This is a genomic window from Aeromonas veronii (assembly GCF_040215105.1).
Lineage (GTDB): Bacteria > Pseudomonadota > Gammaproteobacteria > Enterobacterales > Aeromonadaceae > Aeromonas > Aeromonas veronii_G.
Genome location: NZ_CP157875.1, coordinates 2,933,675 through 2,952,159, shown reverse-complemented (window position 1 = coordinate 2,952,159; position 18,485 = coordinate 2,933,675). Strand labels below are relative to the sequence as shown.

Sequence of the window (18,485 nt, the reverse complement as noted above, 5' to 3'; positions counted from 1 at the left end):
GTAACAGCGGGGCAACATGACTCATAAGGTGCAAAAGATTACCCGTGCCGTCAACCGTATTTTTAAAACACCTGTTTTTTGTGGATGGTTAAGATGATGTTTTAAAAGGATTTATATGGTTAGTGTAAAAGCTCTTTGCAGATGGTTATGCTCTCGCATCCCAGCCTCGCCAGGGGGAGGGGAAGGAGAGGTCAGGAGGTGTCAAAAATGTAATTAATTACGTAATAAAATTACCAATGCAAAAACAAATCCCGACCTAACTCCAGACTTTTAAAAAACATCCGTATGAAATATCTGCGGTGAATTCAGTTGGCATCCAGCTTAGAAGAGAACTCGGTGATGAACTGTTGTTTAAAACCAAATGTCTGAAATACGGTGGTGTGACGCAGGCAGGGAAAGTCTCTGAAAATGACGGGCAATAACGTAGGTTTGTATCAAGGCGCCGATGGCCGGGGGGAGGGGGAACAAGGCAATGAGGCAGCTGATTATGCTGTCATTTAGTGATTTGTTAGCGTTTTGTCGTTATTTTGACCAGGCGGGAATGGCGCGCTCAAAGAGGGGGCGGCGTGTGGGGAAAAGAGGCCCCTCAGGGAGGGGGCGCTGACCATGCCGGAGGGCTGGCCGCCGCTCAATAGTCATCATCCGGGGCGGCGAGATCGATCACGTCGAGGTGCACCATATGGCCGTGCTCTGTGCTGCCGGATTCGCTGGCCGGGGTCGGGAGCAGGGGTTGGTCGGGTTGGGTATCAACTGCTTGCGTCATGGGTGCTTGCCTCAATGGATTGCAAGCCGGTCGGTGACTCCCTCACCCGAATATCCACCTCCCTGTTTATATGGCCGGCGGAAAAGTGGCGTATCCTAGCGAGACTTTTAGAAAGCTTCAAGCGGTTCTGTATAAAAAACATTCCGGCACTGTGTTTTCGAACGATGGCAGCATGAATGCGCGGTGAAAGCCGCCATAGAGGAAGAAGATAGTGCGGCATGGGGCAAGGTGGCGGGCTGCGATGGCGGGGTGAAAGCTGTCAGCGATGCTTTGCGACAAGACCAGAGGGAAATATGCAGACAAAAAAATAGCCCAGTCGAGGGACTGGGCTATTTTCGGGGAATTTGGTCGGTGTGAGAGGATTCGAACCTCCGACCCTCTACACCCCATGCAGATGCGCTACCTGGCTGCGCTACACACCGACGGAGTCAGCTCGGCTGACGGGAAAGGAGTCTAATGAACTGGCTCTGCGGACGCAACTCCTTTTTTATCAGTCAGATGCCGACTGCTTCTTTATTGTCCAGGCATGATGAAACTTGGGCCGCAGCGGGAGATTTGGCATAATCGCCGCCCACTCGGCCCCTGGGCTGAACGCCGCTGGTCGCGGCAACGAAAACCCTCTTCCTGAGGCCAGAACCACCAAGATCGACGAATGAGAGGAACGGGAGTGACGCCATCTGAGCAGGCTGACGAGATTCGCCAGACAGAACAAGACGAGCGCTGGATGCACCATGCCATGGCCTTGGCCAGCAAGGCGGAAGGGATAGGCGAAATCCCGGTGGGCGCCGTGCTGGTGCTGGATGATGAGGTCGTGGGAGAGGGGTGGAATCGCTCCATCAGCGAGCATGACGCCTGCGCCCATGCGGAGATCATGGCGATCCGCGCCGCCGGGACGCGGCTGCAGAACTACCGGTTGCTCGACACCACCCTCTACGTGACCCTGGAGCCTTGTTGCATGTGCGCCGGCGCCCTCATTCACAGTCGGGTCAAGCGGGTGGTCTATGGGGCGCGGGATCTGAAGACAGGGGCGGCGGGTTCGGTGTTCGAGATCCTGCAGGACACTCGTCACAATCACAGCGTCGAGCTGCAGGGGGGCGTGCTGGCAGAGGCCTGCTCGGCCCAGCTGTCGGCTTTCTTCAAGCGGCGCCGCGCCGAAAAGAAGGCGGCGAAGCAGGCCGCCAAGCCGACGGAACCTCCCTGCGCCTGATCTGGGCGGGGCACCCTGCTCCGCCTCGTTTCCCTGGGGCTTTGCTTAGATCTGATGGAGCAACCTGTCTTCGTCTTGCCCCGAGGTGTTTTGTCTATATCAGTCGGGACAACCTGCCTTCCTCTCGCACCCAAGTTCTTTGCCTTTATAAGGGCCCCATTCCCCGACAGAAGCGCCCTATTTCCAGCGCCGAAAAGAAGCGCGCCATCGACCTCCCCATGTAACAAAACTGTCATGCAACCGCCATATAATGCCGCCAAGCCTAGCTCACATTGAGGTTTTGCATGTCATCGGAATCGATCAACCTGGTCATGGCGGGCAGTAGAAAACGCCGGATCAAGGACAAGTTGGCCAAGTACGGGGTCACCACGGGTGGTGGTCTGGTACTGGTGGCTCTATTGCTTATTTTCTTCTATCTGCTCTACGTGGTGAAGCCGATCTTCAATGGCGCCAGCATGGAAGCGACCTCCTCCTTCACGCTGCCGGTGCAGGGCAAGACCGCCTGGCTCGGCGTCGAGGAGCAGAACGAGATCGGTTATCGCTTCAGCGACCAGGGTCAGGTCAGCTTCTTCGCCGTCCAGGCCGATGGCAACCTCAAGGTGGGTCAGGTGCTGGGCCAGAGCCAGGTGGCCGGTCAGATCACCTCGGTCGCCGCCCCGGCACCGGGCCAGAAGCTCATCGCTTACGGCTTTGCCGATGGCAAGGCGCTGGTGGTCCAGCCCTCCTTCAAGGTCTCCTATCCCAATGACGTGCGGGTCATCGAGCCCAGCCTGCAGCATCCCTTCGGCGATGAGCCCATGGTGGTGGATCCGCAAGGCAAGGCATTGACGAGCATGGTGTTCGAGGCGACCAAGGACAAGATGGCCGCCGCCGCCGTGACCGAAGATGGCCGTGGCGTCATGACGGTGATGAGCGGTGAGGAGAATTTCCTCTCCGGGGAAGTCGAGTGGAGCAGTGAAAACTACGCCATCCCCTCCCTGCCACGTCACGTGGATCAGATGCTGCTGACCCCGAATCTGCGGATCCTGTTCGTGCGCGATGGCAATCGCCTGTCTGTTTACGACATCCACAACCTGAACGATATCTCCCTGCGTGATGTCATGGAGATCAACGCCCCCGATGCCAACGTGGCCCGGGTCGAGCTGCTCTCCGGCGCCTCCTCCCTGCTGGTGGGCAATGACAATGGCGTCATCTCCCAGTGGTTCGAAGTGGCGAAGGATGGCAAGCGCCAGTTTACCCAAATTCGTGACTTCAAGAGCGATGGCGCCGTGGCGCTGCTGACCCCCGAGCATTTTCGCAAGGGCTTCATCAGTGCGACCCAGGATGGCACCATCAACTTCTTCCACGCCACCGGTGAAGCCAAGCTGCTGACCGAGAAGGTGGAAGGCGGGGCCCTGGCGGCGCTCGCCATCTCTCCCCGTCACAACCTCTTGCTGGCCCAGCAAGGGGATGGCTTCAAGCTGTTTGATGTGGAGAACGATCACCCCGAGGTGACCTGGTCCGCCCTGTGGCAACAGGTGTGGTACGAGGGTTATCCCGAGCCGCAATACGTCTGGCAGTCCACCTCCGCCAGCAACGACTTCGAGGCCAAGCTGAGCCTGGTGCCCCTGGTATTCGGTACCCTCAAGGCATCCTTCTACGCCATGGTGTTTGCGGTGCCGCTCGGTGTGGCCGGCGCCATCTACACCGCCTACTTCATGTCGGCGGGCCTTCGCAAGTACGTCAAGCCGACGGTGGAGATCATGGCGGCCCTGCCGACCGTTATCCTGGGCTTCCTGGCCGGTCTCTGGCTTGCCCCCATCATCGAAGGGGCCCTGCCCGGCGTCATCCTGCTGTTGATCCTGCTGCCCATGGGCATGCTCTTGACGGCGCTGGTCTGGAACTACCTGCCGGAGCGTGGTCGCACCTGGCTGCCGGACGGCTGGCACGCCATCTTGCTCATTCCGGTGCTGCTCGTCATCGGTTGGGGGGCCTTCTCTTTGAGCCCGCTCATCGAGAATGCCTTTATGCACGGGGATTCGCGCATCTGGCTGACCCACGAGATGGGCATCAAGTTTGACCAGCGCAACTCCCTGGTGGTCGGTATCGCCATGGGCTTCGCGGTCATCCCCACCATCTTCTCCATCGCCGAAGATGCGGTCTTCTCGGTGCCCAAACACCTCACGCAAGGCTCTCTGGCTCTGGGGGCGACCCCCTGGCAGACCCTGAGCCGGGTGGTGATCCTGACCGCGAGCCCCGGCATCTTCTCGGCCGTGATGATGGGCCTTGGCCGCGCCGTGGGCGAGACCATGATAGTACTGATGGCGACCGGCAATACCCCCATCATGGACTTCTCCATGTTCCAGGGGCTGCGCACCCTGGCGGCGAACATCGCCGTGGAAATGCCGGAGTCGGAAGTGGGCAGCTCCCACTACCGGGTGCTCTTCCTCGCGGCCTTCGTCCTGTTTGTATTCACCTTTATGTTCAACACCCTGGCAGAGTTCGTGCGTCAGCGGCTGCGTGAAAAATACAGCTCTCTGTAAGGAACGACTCTGTCATGGACAAGGAATCGACAATGGGTAAGTGGTTTAAATCAGGGGCCCCCTGGATCTGGATGACCGGCGGTGCCGTCAGCCTGAGTCTGGTTGCCGTACTGGGCCTGTTGCTGCTGATAGGCTGGCGTGGTCTGGTCTACTTCTGGCCTCACCCCATCTATGAATGGCAGTTGCAGGATGAGCAGGGCAACAAGAGCGTGCTCATCGGCGAGATCAACGATCGCGAGCTGGTACCGGTGGAGCGGCTGCGTTCAGCCGGGTTGGCTCTGGAGGGTGAGGAGCGCGAGCTGCTGACCCGCTATCTGGTCAAGACCGGCAACCGGGAGTTCGTCGACCTCGATTTTCGCTGGATCCTGGAGACGGACATCCAGTCCCAGACCCAGCCGGCCGAGCTCGCCATGGTCGAGCGCACCACCAACGGCAACTTCTACGGCTACATCGTCGGGGTGAAGGAGGATGGCAAGGCGCTGAGCCAGGATCTGCATCCCGCCCTCATCCGGGTGCTGGAGCGCGCCAACGCGCTGTCCGAGAAAGCCAATGACCTGCAAAAGGGTGACATCGGCAGCATCAACTACCAGCTGGAGCGGCTGCGCCTCAAGGAGCGCAAGGCCGAGCTGGAAGGCCAGCTGACCGATGCACTCAAGGCCGAAATGGAGGCCGAGCGCAAGGCACTGAACGACAACTATCAGGTGCTGGAGAAGGAGCTCTTCTCCCTGCGCACCCAGGCAGACAGAGACAGCATCACCGTCAAGGACATGCGCGGCGAGCTGGTGACCATGCCCATGTCCAAGGTGCTGGACGTGGTCTGGCCCAACGACATGAGTCTGCCGGCCAAGGTGGGACACTGGTTCCATCAGATAGGCAAGTTCATCTCCGATGATCCTCGTGAAGCGAACACCGAGGGCGGGGTCTTCCCGGCCATCTTCGGCACCGTCTTCATGGTCCTGCTGATGGCCATCATCGTGACCCCCCTCGGGGTGGTGGCGGCGGTCTACCTGCACGAATATGCGGGCAAGAACAGCCTGACCAAGATCATCCGCATCGCGGTGATCAACCTGGCCGGTGTGCCGTCCATCGTGTACGGGGTGTTTGGCCTGGGCTTCTTCGTCTATACCCTGGGCGGCTCCCTGGATCAGCTGTTCTACCCGGAAGCGCTGCCGAGTCCGACCTTTGGCTCCCCCGGCGTCATCTGGTCCGCGCTGACCCTGGCCATCCTGACCCTGCCGGTGGTGATCGTCTCCACCGAAGAGGGGCTGGCCCGGATCCCGAGTACCATACGTCAGGGCTCCCTCGCTCTGGGGGCGACCCAGGCCGAGACCCTGTGGCGCATCGTGTTGCCCATGGCAAGCCCGGCCATCATGACCGGCCTTATCCTGGCCATAGCACGGGCGGCCGGGGAAGTGGCCCCCCTGATGCTGGTGGGGGTGGTGAAGCTTGCTCCGACGCTGCCGATGGACGGCAACTTCCCGTACCTGCACGTTGAGCGCAAGTTCATGCACCTGGGCTTCCACATCTATGATGTCGGCTTCCAGAGCCCGAACGTCGAGGCGGCGCGCCCCCTGGTCTACGCTACCTCCTTCCTGCTGGTGACGGTGATCGTCGGTCTGAACCTGACCGCTATCGGTATTCGTAATCACCTGCGCGAGAAATTCCGCTCTTTGGAACATTAATGCAGGTGAACCTGACCGACATCACGGGCATCCGCAACCACTTGCGCGAGAAATTCCGGTCGCTGGAACACTGATCCGGCTGACCCAGACTGAGATTGGCGATGTGCGGCCCAAGGGCCGCCATCCAGAGCAACCCATGAAACGGTCGCTGGAATTGCTCCGGCCACCTTGAAACGATTTGAGGCAACAGATGATCAACGTAACACCGAACTCGACCCAGCACACCGCGACCGACCTGCTCAATCTGAGTCCTGAGCAGACCGCCCTCGAGGTCAAGGATCTCAACCTGTACTACGGCAACAAGCAGGCGCTGTTCAACGTCAACATGAAGATCCCCAAAGGGCAGGTGACCGCCTTCATCGGCCCGTCCGGTTGCGGCAAATCCACCCTGCTGCGCTGCATCAACCGGATGAACGATCTGGTGGATATCTGCCGCATCGAGGGGGAGATCCAGCTGCATGGCCACAACATCTACGACAAGAGCGTAGATGTCTCCGCCCTGCGCCGTCAGGTGGGCATGGTGTTCCAGCGTCCGAACCCCTTCCCGAAGTCCATCTACGAGAACGTGGTCTATGGTCTGCGCCTGCAGGGCATCAACGACAGACGCACCCTGGATGAGGCTGCCGAGCGTTCCCTGCGCGGCGCGGCCTTGTGGGAAGAGGTGAAGGATCGTCTGCACGACAACGCCTTCGGCCTCTCCGGTGGTCAGCAGCAGCGTCTGGTCATCGCCCGTGCCATCGCCATCGAGCCGGAAGTCCTGCTGCTCGATGAACCGACCTCGGCACTGGACCCCATCTCCACCCTGACCATCGAGGAGCTGATCAACGAGCTCAAGAGCCAGTTCACCGTGGTCATCGTGACCCACAACATGCAGCAGGCGGCGCGGGTGTCGGATCAGACCGCCTTCATGTACATGGGCGAGCTCATCGAATACTCGAACACCAATACCATCTTCACTACGCCGGCCAAGAAGAAGACCGAAGACTACATCACCGGTCGTTATGGCTAAGGTCGTCGCAGGGAACAGGGGCATGGGCCATGAAGCGCATGAATATCAGGAACAGATTGGCAGTCGGTTCAACGGCTAAGGCATAATCGGAGCATCAAGGATTACTCGTATGGATAATATGAACCTCAATAAACACATCTCCGGTCAGTTCAATGCCGAGCTGGAGAACGTTCGCAATCAGGTGCTGGTGATGGGGGGCCTGGTAGAGCAGCAACTGACCGATGCCATCGCCGCCATTCACACCCAGGATCTGGATGCGGCGCGCAAGATAGTGGCCAACGACCACAAGGTCAACGCCATGGAAGTGGCCATCGACGAGGAGTGCACCCGCATCATCGCCAAGCGCCAGCCCACCGCCTCCGATCTGCGTCTGGTGATGGCCATCATCAAGACCATCACGGATCTGGAGCGGATCGGCGACGTGGCGGACAAGATAGCCCGCATGCTGACCGACAACGCCAACAAGCCACAGCCGCCGCTGGTGTCGCTCGAGAACATGGGGCGTCGCACCATCAAGATGCTGCACGACGTGCTGGACGCCTTCGCCCGCATGGATCTGGACGCCGCCATCATCGTCTACAAGGAAGATGACAAGGTGGACCGGGAGTACGAGTCCATCATCCGCGAGCTGATGACCTACATGATGGAAGATCCCCGCACCATTCCCCAGGTGCTGAACGTGCTGTGGGCGGCACGGGCCATCGAGCGGGTCGGCGATCGCTGCCAGCACATCTGCGAATACATCGTCTACTACGTCAAGGGCAAGGATGTCCGACATACCAAGGCGGACGAGCTGAGTGACTTGCTGGGCAAGCATTGAGCAAGGAGTGAATAAAAAGGCGCGTAAAGCGCCTTTTTTGTTGCATTGAGTGGCATCTTAAGATAACGCCCCCGGACGGGGCTTTATCTGCTAGAATATGGCCCCTGTGTGAGTCCCGGATGGACTCACGGCCCGGTCCCCCGGGCCCAGTTTGCCGTCTTGTGTCAAGGCGGCTGTCGCAATAGGTCAATCATGAGTTTTGCCGATAGTCTGTTTTTACTGATGTTGCTGGTCGCCAGCAGCGTGTTCTTCTCTCTCTCCGAGATTTCTCTCGCCGCCTCCCGCAAGATCAAGTTGCAGGTGATGGCCGACGAGGGCAACCGCCATGCCGAAAAAGTGCTGGCGCTGCAGGCCCAGCCGGGCAACTTCTTTACCGTGGTGCAAATTGGCCTCAATACCGTCGCCATCCTCGGCGGTATCCTGGGGGAATCGGCCCTGAACCCCGCCATCAAGGAGCTTGTCTCCGAGTTTTATCAGGGCCCCTGGCTCTCCCAGATAAGCTCGGCCGCCTCCTTCGTGTTCGTCACCGGCATGTTTATCCTGATCGCGGACCTGATGCCAAAACGCCTCGCCATGACCATGCCGGAGCGGGTCGCCGTCATCGTCGTGCGTCCCATGATGCTGTGCGTCACCCTGCTGATGCCGCTGGTGTGGCTGTTCAACGGCATGGCGAACGGTCTGTTCCGTCTGCTGCGCGTCTCCATGGTACGCAACGACGAGATCACCTCGGATGACATCTATGCGGTGATGGATGCAGGCGCCGAGGCCGGCGTCATCCAGCGCGAGGAACACCAGCTCATCGAGAACGTGTTCGAGCTGCAATCCCTCGGGGTCACCTCCGCCATGACGGCGCGGGAAAGCCTCATCTACTTCACCCTGCAGGAGGGGGAGGAGAGCATCAAGGCGAAGATCGCCGAGCACCCTCACAACAAGTTCCTGGTCTGTGACCACAACCTCGACAGCATCAAGGGCTTCGTCGATGCGAAAGAGCTGCTGATCCGCGTCATCAGTGGCCAGAGCATCGATCTCAACAGCGGCTCCCTGGTGCAGAACGTCATCATCATCCCCGATACCCTGAACCTCTACGAGGCGATGGAGTACTTCAAGAATCATCGTGGCGACTTCGCGGTGGTGATGAACGAATACGCTCTGGTGGTGGGGATTGTCACCATGAACGACCTGATGAGCACAGTGATGGGGGAGTGGGCCACCCACGTGGTGGAAGAGCAGATCGTCCAGCGGGACGAGAACTCCTGGCTGGTAGACGGGGTGACCCCCATCTCCGACGTGATGCGAGCCTTCGACATCGAGGAGTTCCCGGAGAACCAGAACTACGAGACCATCGCCGGCTTCATCATGTACATGCTGCGCAAGATCCCCAAGCGCACCGACTCGGTGAAGTACGCGGGCTACAAGTTCGAAGTGGTGGACATCGACAGCTACAAGATCGATCAGCTGCTGGTGACCCGGGTCGAACCCATTGCCGCCGAGAAGCTGCCGCAAGAGTCACACCCGGCAGCCTGAGTGGCGGACACTCATGCCGGTGGATAAAAATGGCCCTGTATGGGCCATTTTTCGATATTATGCGCGCATACCCCTTGCAGGGGCCGGGCGACAAGTTGCCTGGCCAAGTGGAACCCATGAATGGAAACCATAGTGACCGAGAAGGTCGTTCAGGAGTCATGAAGATGCCGTCTTATTCCCGTGCCCTTGGCTGTGTGGCCCTGGCCCTTGCCCTCGGGGCCTGTAGCCAGAGCGCGCCGCAAAAGCCTGCCGCCACACCCAAACCCGCCGCCCCCAAGGCTGCCGTGGTGGCGCCCCAGCCCGATCCCGATGCGGTGGTACAAAGCGCCGTGGCTGAGCCGAATCCGGTGTTCGACGAGGAGTACCATGGCCCGGATCAAGGGTCGCTCGAGTCGGTGACGGCCCTGTTTGCCCGGGGTTACATCGAATCCGCCATGCGCGAGACCATGCTGGCCGCCGTGCACAGCGACTACCCGTTGCTCGGCATGCGGGACGTGCGCCTGACGGATCCCGTCTCCAAGTTCCTCACCTCGGCCCAGGCCCGTACCACGGCCCACGATTACCTCTACGCCGGGGTGCAGCGCAGACTGGGTCGCCCCTTGAGCCCTGCCCAGTGGGAGCAGATCTGGCAAGGTTATTCCCAGCAGGGGCGAGTGTCCGACTGGGTCAAGCAGACCAAGCGGGTACTGGCCGGGCGTTGAGCCGCCAGCTGACTTCGTTGTGATGAGGCCACCCTTGGGTGGCCTCATTTCTTTCCAACGCTGAACCGGCTCAGGAGGCGGATGGGCCGGCCGGCTTGCCGAACAGCACCTTGAACCGTGCTCGCCAGGGCAGACCACGGGCGTCTCTTAGCATGTCGCGCCACTCGTGGAAGGTGAGGGTGAGCGGGTTGAAGCTGTGGATGGGCTTGGTGATGCCGAAACGACATGGCTCGGCCGGGTCTTCTTCCACGAAGGTGCCAAACAGCCTGTCCCAGATGATGAGCACGCCGGCGAAGTTGCGATCGATGTACTTGGCATTGCTGGCATGATGCACCCTGTGGTGGGAGGGGGTGTTGAAGAACGCCTCGAGCCAGCCGAGCTTGCCCACCACCTGGGTGTGAACGAAGAACTGGAAGCCCAGGCTCAGCAGCACGGTGGCGACTACGGCCTCGGGCGGGAAGCCGATGAGTATCATGGGGATCCAGAACAGCCACATGCCGGAGACCGGATACATCAGGCTCTGACGAAAGGCGGTGGAGAGGTTGAGGCGCTCCGAGCTGTGATGCACCACGTGGGAGGCCCAGAGCCAGCGCACATGGTGGCTGGCGAAGTGGAACAGCCAATAGCAGAGATCCTGCAGCAGGAAGAGCAGCAGCAGGCTCCAGACATTGAGTTCGATGTCGAACAGGCGCCAGCCCCAGAGGCCGTCGTAGAGATAGGTGATGGCGATGGCCGCCAGTGCATCCCCTCCTTGGTGCATCAGCGCCAGGGAGGCGTTGGCGAACAGATCCCGCCATTGATAAGCGGCGCTCGGAAAGGCGGTGCCATGCTTGCGCAGGTAGAGCATCTCCCAGACGACAAAGCCGAGGAAGAGGGGGGAGAGGTAGAGCAGCAGTAGTTGGACATCCATGTCAGCCATCCGGTTGGACCAGTTGGCTCCCAGCATACCGAATAAATGTAAAATTTCATTAACATTTCATGGGGCCAGCGCGGCGGATGATGGGCTGGTGCATAAGGCAGAGGGAGCCAAGGCTCCCTCTGTGGTGTTCGGCGATGCCGTGTTACAGCACCTGGCTCAGGAACTGGCGCAGGCGCGGGGAAGGGGGATTGTCGAAGAAATCGCCGGGCTTCTCGTCCACCAACAGCTCGCCGCTCTCCATGAACAGCACCCGGTCGGCGACCTCGCGGGCGAAGCCCATCTCGTGGGTCACCACCACCATGGTCATGCCCTCTTTCGCCAACCCCTTCATCACGTCCAGCACCTCTCCCACCATCTCGGGATCCAGCGCGCTGGTGGGTTCGTCGAACAGCATGATGCGCGGCTGCATGGCCAGCGCCCGGGCGATGGCCACCCGTTGCTGTTGACCACCGGAGAGCTGGGACGGGTAGCTCTGGGCCTTGTTGGAGAGGCCGACCTTGAGCAGCAGCGCCTTGGCTCTCTCCTCAGCCTCCTTTCGGGAGAGGCCGCGCACCTTCTGGGGGGCCAGACTGATGTTGTCCAGCACACTGAGGTGGGGGAAGAGGTTGAAGGACTGGAACACCATGCCCACCTCTTCCCGCAGCTTGTTCACGTCCCCGGGCTCGGTCAGGCTGATGCCGTCCACGACGATGTGGCCGTCGTTGATGGTTTCGAGCTGGTTGAGGGTGCGCAGGAAGGTGGATTTTCCCGAGCCGCTCGGGCCCACGATCACCACGACTTCCCCCTCGGCTACCTGGGTGCTGACGTTCTTGAGAGCATGAACCTCGCTGCCGTAAAACTTCTCGACGCCCGTCGCCTTGATGATGGGATCAGTGGCTTTCTGCATGTGTCACCTCCAGCGGATGGACGAGGAAGGTGCGGGGTCTCGACCGCGGTCGGGTTTGCATATCAGTTGCTTTTCGCATATTTCACCTCGAGACGGCGGACCAGGAAGGAGAGGGTACCGGTGAGCACCAGATAGAGCAGGGCCACGGTGAACCACACCTCGAACGGGCTGAAGGTGGAGCTCACCACCTCGCGCCCGGCCTTGGTCAAATCCGTGATGGAGATGACGGAGACCAGGGAGGAGTCCTTGATGAGGTTGATGAACTGGCCCGCCAGCGGTGGCAGTACGCGCTTGAAGGCCTGGGGCAGGATCACGTAACGCATGGTCTGGGCCGAGGTCATGCCGAGGCTGCGGCCTGCCTCCATCTGCCCCTTGTGGATGGAGCTGATGCCGGCGCGCACGATTTCTGCCACATAGGCACCGGTAAACACAGCCAGCGCCGCCACCCCGGCGGTGAAGCGATCCAGATTCAATACGGTGCCGATAAAGAAGTAGACGATGAAGATCTGCACCAGCAGCGGGGTGCCACGGATGAGCTCCACATAGGTCACCGCCAGGTTACGCAGGGCGGGGTTGGGGGAGAGTCGGGCCAGCCCTGCCAGGGTGCCCAGCAGGATGGCGAAGACTCCGGCCACCAGGGAGAGTTTGACCGTGACCCAGACGCCCCAGGCGATGGGGCCGGCGGTCCAGCTGAGTTGGGAATCGAGCGTATCGCCAAGGAAGATGGTATCCCCTTCGGCCACTTGTGCACCCTGGGGGGCAATGGCCTGGCGACGGCTGGCATCGGCATCGTCTTGCAGGAAGAGCTGACCCTTCTCGGCGACCACGGTGCCATCAAATTCGGCGAAATGTTTCTGTTCGGCCTGGTAGGCGATGTATTGGGGAATACGCTCCCAGCGCCAGGTGTAATCCACCGCCTGTACGGCCTTGTAGATGCCGAAGATGGCGGCCAGCAGCATCAGCAGGAAAACGCCTTGCCAGAGCAGCTGATTGGGTTGTTTTTCCATCTGTCTTGCGGGTTTGGGGTTGATCACTGTCACAACCTCTCTTGTCGTTATTGTGTGGGGGTCTGCGTGAAGGGGCGGCGGACCGCCCCTTGAGAGGTGTTACTTGAGCTGATTGAGCCAGGTAGTGGATTCAAACCACTTCTTGTAGAGACGGTCGTAGCTGCCGTCGCCCTTGATTTGGCGCAGGTAGTTGTTGAACCAGTTGAGGGTGTCCTGATCGCCTTTGCGGATGGCCCAGGCCAGCGGCTCGAAGGTGAACGGCTTGTCCAGGTGCACCACGGCGCCGGCATTCTGGGAGGCGAAGATGGCGTTGTAGGGCAGGTCATAGATGAAGGCATCGACCTTGCCGTTGATCACTTCCAGCTTGGCGTCATCCTGGGTTTCAAACTGCAGCAGGGTGGCTTTCGGGATCATGCGCTTGACCGCCTGTTCGCCGGTGGTGCCGAGCTTGACTGCGATCTTGTATTTGGGGTCGTTCAAGTCCTGGAAGGATTTGATCTCGTTCGCTTTGTCCTTGCGCAGGACGATGGTCTGGCCGACGACGATGTAGGGATCGGCGAAGTTGACGCGCAGGTTGCGCTGGGGAGTGACCGTCATGCCGCCCATGATGACGTCGAACTTGTCGGTCAAGAGGGCCGGGATGATGCCGTCCCAGGCGGTGTTGACGAACTCCACCTTCACGCCCATCTCCTTGGCGACCATCTTGGCGAGATCCACGTCAAAGCCGATGTATTGGCCCTGCTTGTTGGTCATTTCGAAGGGTTGATAGCCGGCGTCGAAGCCGACCCGCAGTACACCGCGCTCCAGCACGGCGTCCAGGGTGGAGCTGGGAGCGGCGTTGGCCAGCCCGCACAGCAGCAGGGTAGAGAGAATGAGTTTTTTGATCATATCGGTGACGTCTCTGTCGAAAGTGTGTTCGGCCTTGAACCTGCTCCCGTGCGACTCCATGGCACAAGAGACTGCTGCATCCGGCAACAGGCAAGACAGGATTATTGTCTTGGGTCGGGCAAAAGCCCCATATGAGATTCTATGAATGGTCTGCTGAGTGAAAAATGTACCAAAACTTGATTGTGCTAGAAGACTCAATAAGTTAGTCGCACTTTTCCCTCGTGGCTTGACTCATAAAAGCACACGAAAACAACATATCTATCTAAGCGCGCGGGTTCAAGTGCAAAACGCCGTCGAGGTCGTTTTGTGCCACTTTCCCCCGGCTTGCGGGGATCAAACGAGCTTGTTTCACCCGTATTGTGTCGCCGGATGACACTGGCAGTCGGGTGGTGGCTATCCCTTGATGACGATGTCCTGCCTGTGGAGGAGGACGTGTCACGGCTCAGCTCAGGGCTGTGATGGGGAGCCTCGGCGCCTGGGCCTTGAGGAAGGGGAGCAGCAGCAGGGCCGAGACCCCGGCCGCTACCGAGATCACCACGAAGAAGCCGTTCCAGTGCCAGATCTCCAGCACCCGGGCCAGGGGATAGCCCGCCAGCGCCGCCCCCATGTAGGCAAACAGGCCGACGAAGCCGGTGGCGGCTCCGGCGCAGTCCTTGTGGGAACACTCGGCGGCCGCCATGCCGATCAGCATCTGGGGCCCGAACACGAAGAAGCCGATGGTGAAGAAGCAGGCCGCCTGCATCACATAGCTGAAGAAGGGCATCAGCCACAGGGAGCCCACCGAGAGCAGTATCCCCACCGCGAAGATGAGGTTCATGGGACCCCGGTTGCCGTTGAACAGCTTGTCCGATCCCCAGCCCGCCACCAGGGCGCCGATGAATCCGCCCACCTCGAACATGGAGATGGCCGAATTGGCGCTCATCAGGTTGAAGCCGCGTTGCTCGGTCATGTAGAGGTTGCCCCAGTCATTGATGGCGGTGCGCACCACGTAGACCAGCACGTAACAGCAGGCCAGCAGCCAGATATAGGGGTTGCCGAGCACGTATTTGCGCAGGATCTGGCGCGGGGTGAGGCCGGTATCCTGGGTCTGCTGGGCGATTTCCAGCGCATCGTTTCGCCATTGTCCCACGGTGGGCAGTCCCAGGGTGTTCGGGGTATCCCGCAGCCGCCAGCAGAGGAAGAGTCCCGCCACAATGGCGAGGAGGCCGGGCACTATCATGCCGTAGCGCCAGCCATGCTGCAGGGCGATGGTGCTGACGATGAGGGGAATGAGGGCGCCGCCCACGTTGTGCGCCGTGTTCCAGACCGACCACCAGGCGCCGCGTTCGGTACGCGAATACCAGCTGGTGAGCAGCTTGGAGCAGGGGGGCCAGCCCCAGCCCTGGAAGAAGGCGTTGGCCGCCATCAGGGCCGCGAACAGCCACAGCGATGACGACAGCCCGAACAGTATGTTGATGACCCCGGTCGCCATCAGCCCGATGCCCATGAAATAGCGGGGATTGGCCCTGTCGCTGATGATGCCGGAGAGGAACTTGGACACCCCGTAGGTGAGGTAGAACAGGGTGCCGAGCAGGCCGATGTCGGCCTTGTCCAGCAGGCCCTGGGCCAGCATCTCCGGCATGGCGAAGTTGAAGCTCTTGCGGGTGAAATAGAAGACCGCATAGCCCAGATACATGGTCAGCAGCAGGTGGATGCGCCAGTGGCGATAGGTGGCGTCTATCTCGCGTTTGTCCCGCAGCGGCGGTGCGGGAGGGTGGCTCTTGATGAAATTCAGCATGAAGGAGTCCTGCGTGGGTGTCGAAGGTCACGCATCCGGCCCTCCCGTTTGCGGCTGGGCAGCGAGAGCGTCAGCTGGGTGCCGTGCAGGCAGGAGAGCTGCAACCTGCCCCCGAGCGCCTGTACCCGCTCGCGGATGCCGAGCAGGCCATAACCCTGGGGCGTGTGTTCGGGCAGACCGCAGCCGTCGTCTTCCAGTTGCAGCTGCAGCTGGCCACCCTGCTGACAGGCCTGGATGCGCACCGAGCTGGCGTTGGCATGCTTGACCACGTTGTTGAGCCCCTCCTGGCAGACCCGAAACAGGGTGACCCGCTGGGCATCGGAGAGATCGCTGTCCCCGAGCTGCCACTCGAGGCGGGTGACGATGCCGCGGCGCTCCAGTTCCAGCTCCCGCAGCAACCCCTGCACTGCCTGCTTCAGGCTCATGTCGTCGAGTTGACGGGGGCGCAGGCGACCGAGCAGGCCGCGCACCGCGTCATAGATGCCGAGCGACAGGGTGTCGATGAGGGCGCTGCTCTGGCCGACACCGGGGTTGTCCGGTGCGAGGCGCCGCACTATGCCCGCCTGGGTGCGAATGGCCGTGATGGTCTGGCCGATATCGTCGTGCAGCTCCCGGGCCACCTCTTTACGGATGCACTCCTCGGTCTCCAGCAATCGCTCGGTGAGCTGGCGATTGTGGGCGAGCTGCTGAGTGAGTGCCTGGTTGAGTTCACGCTGGCGCTGGATCCCGGCGCCGAGCAGCAGACCGGTCAGACTCTGGGCCAGCAGGGAGAGCAGCAGATCCAGCGGGTGCTCGTGCCAGGCCTGGCCCGCCATCAGCGCCACCGTGTTCATCAGGGTGGCGAGCAAGGCGCCTTGCCAGCCGTAGCGCCAGGCCATGGCCATGATGGGTATGGCGAGGCAGAACGGCGTGAAGCGCACCAGGGAGTCCGGCAGGCCGAGCTGCAACCCGAGGCTCAGCACGAACAGCAGCAGATACCAGAACAGGTGACGAAAGCGCCAGTCTACCGGCTGATCGATGAGGGCGGGGCCGAGGGGCACCCAGGTGGCGCGGGTGAGATAGTGCCAGATCAGCATGCAGGTGGAGGTGAGCGTGAGCCCGCCGGTCAGGGTCAGCAGCAGGGCGGTGAGCGCCGCCTCCCCGGCCAGATGCCAGATCAGGGATTGCAGCAGGGCCGCCGCGGTGACGGTGGCGAGCAGCACCAGCAGTTGCTGCCAGTCGTTGCGCACCGGCTGGCGACGGGCGATGAGCAGGGGCACCAGGGTGAGCAGGCTGCCGGCTTCTATCCATGGCCACAGGGGGATCCCGACCTCCCTGTCGAGCCAGTAGAGCAGCAGGGCCTCGCACAATAGCAGCGGTGGCCAGTAGGGGAGCGGGCTTTGCAGCAGCAGGCCGAGGCGAAGGCCGAAGGGGAACAGCAATACCGCCAGGGCCGGGTTCTCCACCAGGTGCAGGCCGATGCTCCAGAGGCAGAACCAGCCGGCGGCGAAGATGAAGCTGGCCGCCAGCGAGATGGCGGCATAGCTGGCGAGACGGGGGATCACCAGCTGTCCAGCATGCGGTGGGCCAGCTCCACGTTGTTGCTGACCTTGAGCTTGTCCATCAGGTTGGCGCGGTGAACGTGCACCGTCTTGGGGGAGAGGCCGAGCTGCTCGGCGATGGCCTTGACCTCCAGCCCGCGGGCCAGCAGCTGCGCCACCTCCCGCTCCCGGTTGGTGAGGGGATCCCGGCTGTTGCAGGCGAGCTTGTGGGCGATGTCCGGGGTCAGGTAACAGCCCCCCCGGGCGGCGGTGCGCACCGCGGCGATCAGCTCATCCGGGCTGCAGCGCTTGGAGAGAAACCCCTTGGCTCCCGCCTGCAGGGCCTGCTCCACCAGGGCCGGGCTGTCGTGCACCGACAGCATCACCACGGCGAGGCTGGAGGGGAGTTGCCTGAGCAGTTCCAACCCTGAGCCGTCCGGCATGGAGATGTCGCACACACAGAGCTGGACGCCGCTGCCGGGCAGACCGGCGAGGGCGGCATCGGCCGAGCCGAATTCGGCGACGACCCGCAGGTCGGGTTCCAGGTTGAGCAGTTGGGCGAAGCCGGAGCGGACTATCTGGTGATCGTCGATGAGGGCAATGTTTATCATGGTGTCGGCCTGAAGCTGTGGCCAGGGCTGGCGCGGCCAACAAGATACCCGTGGTGCCACCTTGGCTCAAGGGAAAGGGCAAACGGTGAGCAAGATAAGTGACCGGACGGGGGGGAAGTTTGATCCGGATCAGGCGGTACGCCCTTCCGCAGGGGGGAAGGGCGCTTGGGTGATCAGCGATGCAGCTCGCCGGCGCGCTCGGGCTGATAGACCACGTCCAGGATCTCCACCTGGATGGTGCGACCGGCGGGGCCTGGCCAGGCGATGCTGTCACCGACCTTCAGCCCGAGCAGGGCGCTGCCGACCGGCGCCATCACCGAGATCTTGGTCTCGTCACCCAGTGCATCCTTCGGGTAAACGAGAGTCAGGCAGAATTCACTGTTGTTATTTTGCATTTTAAAGCGAACTGTACTGTTCATGGTGACCACGTCCGGCGGCATGTCGGCGGGTTCACGGATCTCGGCGCGATCCAGCTCCTCTTGCAGGGCCAGGTGCTGGGGGTGGTTGCCGAGCAGTTGTTCGATACGATCGAGATCCAGGCTGGAAATCACGAGATGTGGCTGTTTCATAGGGCATTCCTTATCAATGGCTGACAAGACCAGGATGACGGGCAAGCTGGTCGAGAGATAAATCGGGATTGTGTAACGAG

The 18,485-nt window shown here is 61.1% G+C and carries 16 protein-coding genes and 1 tRNA gene; 7 read left to right on the top strand and 10 right to left on the bottom strand.

Translation table 11 applies throughout. The features are described from left to right. Window positions 1–628: 628 nt before the first annotated feature. Together ABNP46_RS13565 and ABNP46_RS13560 are read right to left on the bottom strand one after the other, a co-directional pair. Window positions 629–763 carry a hypothetical protein gene (locus ABNP46_RS13565; protein ID WP_349918465.1) on the bottom strand — a complete coding sequence of 45 codons (135 nt, stop codon included), beginning with the start codon at window positions 761–763 and terminating at the stop codon, window positions 629–631. Window positions 764–1,108: 345 nt separating this feature from the next. Next, window positions 1,109–1,185 (bottom strand) — tRNA-Pro (locus ABNP46_RS13560). A gap of 302 nt (window positions 1,186–1,487) precedes the next feature. On the opposite strand from ABNP46_RS13560, the gene tadA reads away from it, so the two are divergent. The 7 genes from tadA (at window position 1,488) to ABNP46_RS13525 (ending at window position 10,228) form a co-directional block, all read left to right on the top strand. Next, entirely contained in the window at window positions 1,488–1,970 is a 483-nt protein-coding gene (gene tadA, locus ABNP46_RS13555) for a tRNA adenosine(34) deaminase TadA (protein WP_349922487.1), read from the top strand. Between the two features lie 284 nt (window positions 1,971–2,254). Further along, window positions 2,255–4,492 carry a phosphate ABC transporter permease gene (locus tag ABNP46_RS13550; protein ID WP_349918464.1) on the top strand — a complete coding sequence of 746 codons (2,238 nt, stop codon included), beginning with the start codon at window positions 2,255–2,257 and terminating at the stop codon, window positions 4,490–4,492. Window positions 4,493–4,524: 32 nt separating this feature from the next. After that, window positions 4,525–6,174 (top strand): phosphate ABC transporter permease PstA, encoded by a 1,650-nt coding sequence (gene pstA, locus ABNP46_RS13545; RefSeq protein WP_349918463.1) that lies wholly within the window; start codon window positions 4,525–4,527, stop codon window positions 6,172–6,174. Between the two features lie 190 nt (window positions 6,175–6,364). Beyond that, window positions 6,365–7,183 (top strand): phosphate ABC transporter ATP-binding protein PstB, encoded by an 819-nt coding sequence (pstB, locus tag ABNP46_RS13540; protein WP_349918462.1) that lies wholly within the window; start codon window positions 6,365–6,367, stop codon window positions 7,181–7,183. Between the two features lie 109 nt (window positions 7,184–7,292). Next, on the top strand, window positions 7,293–8,003 hold the full coding sequence (gene phoU / locus ABNP46_RS13535) for a phosphate signaling complex protein PhoU (RefSeq protein ID WP_349918461.1): 711 nt from the start codon (window positions 7,293–7,295) through the stop codon (window positions 8,001–8,003). A gap of 192 nt (window positions 8,004–8,195) precedes the next feature. Further along, a complete protein-coding gene (locus ABNP46_RS13530) occupies window positions 8,196–9,527 on the top strand; it encodes a hemolysin family protein (RefSeq protein ID WP_349918460.1) in 1,332 nt (443 codons plus the stop codon). 158 nt (window positions 9,528–9,685) lie between these two features. Then, window positions 9,686–10,228: a hypothetical protein gene (locus ABNP46_RS13525; protein WP_349918459.1), complete on the top strand. Its 543-nt coding sequence runs from the start codon at window positions 9,686–9,688 to the stop codon at window positions 10,226–10,228. 70 nt (window positions 10,229–10,298) lie between these two features. Here the strand turns inward: ABNP46_RS13525 and ABNP46_RS13520 are convergent, their stop codons facing one another. From ABNP46_RS13520 to rnk, 8 genes are all read right to left on the bottom strand, one after another. Continuing rightward, entirely contained in the window at window positions 10,299–11,138 is an 840-nt protein-coding gene (locus ABNP46_RS13520) for a sterol desaturase family protein (RefSeq protein ID WP_349918458.1), read from the bottom strand. Window positions 11,139–11,289: 151 nt separating this feature from the next. Beyond that, the gene (locus tag ABNP46_RS13515) at window positions 11,290–12,033 is read right to left on the bottom strand and encodes an amino acid ABC transporter ATP-binding protein (RefSeq protein WP_349918456.1); all 744 of its coding nucleotides are present in this window, start codon (window positions 12,031–12,033) and stop codon (window positions 11,290–11,292) included. A 62-nt stretch (window positions 12,034–12,095) separates the two neighbouring features. Next, window positions 12,096–13,040, bottom strand: a complete 945-nt coding sequence (locus tag ABNP46_RS13510) for an amino acid ABC transporter permease (protein WP_349918455.1) — start codon at window positions 13,038–13,040, stop codon at window positions 12,096–12,098. A gap of 99 nt (window positions 13,041–13,139) precedes the next feature. Next, window positions 13,140–13,928: a transporter substrate-binding domain-containing protein gene (locus ABNP46_RS13505; RefSeq protein WP_349918453.1), complete on the bottom strand. Its 789-nt coding sequence runs from the start codon at window positions 13,926–13,928 to the stop codon at window positions 13,140–13,142. 442 nt (window positions 13,929–14,370) lie between these two features. After that, window positions 14,371–15,705 (bottom strand): MFS transporter, encoded by a 1,335-nt coding sequence (locus ABNP46_RS13500; RefSeq protein ID WP_349918452.1) that lies wholly within the window; start codon window positions 15,703–15,705, stop codon window positions 14,371–14,373. Continuing rightward, window positions 15,699–17,249, bottom strand: coding sequence for a signal transduction histidine-protein kinase/phosphatase UhpB (gene uhpB, locus ABNP46_RS13495; protein ID WP_349918451.1), 1,551 nt, complete (start codon window positions 17,247–17,249; stop codon window positions 15,699–15,701). Before uhpB ends, ABNP46_RS13500 begins: the two co-directional genes overlap by 7 nt. Beyond that, window positions 17,246–17,836 carry a transcriptional regulator UhpA gene (gene uhpA, locus ABNP46_RS13490; RefSeq protein ID WP_349918449.1) on the bottom strand — a complete coding sequence of 197 codons (591 nt, stop codon included), beginning with the start codon at window positions 17,834–17,836 and terminating at the stop codon, window positions 17,246–17,248. Before uhpA ends, uhpB begins: the two co-directional genes overlap by 4 nt. Window positions 17,837–18,009: 173 nt before the next feature. Further along, window positions 18,010–18,405, bottom strand: coding sequence for a nucleoside diphosphate kinase regulator (gene rnk, locus ABNP46_RS13485; protein WP_349918448.1), 396 nt, complete (start codon window positions 18,403–18,405; stop codon window positions 18,010–18,012). Window positions 18,406–18,485: the final 80 nt, after the last annotated feature.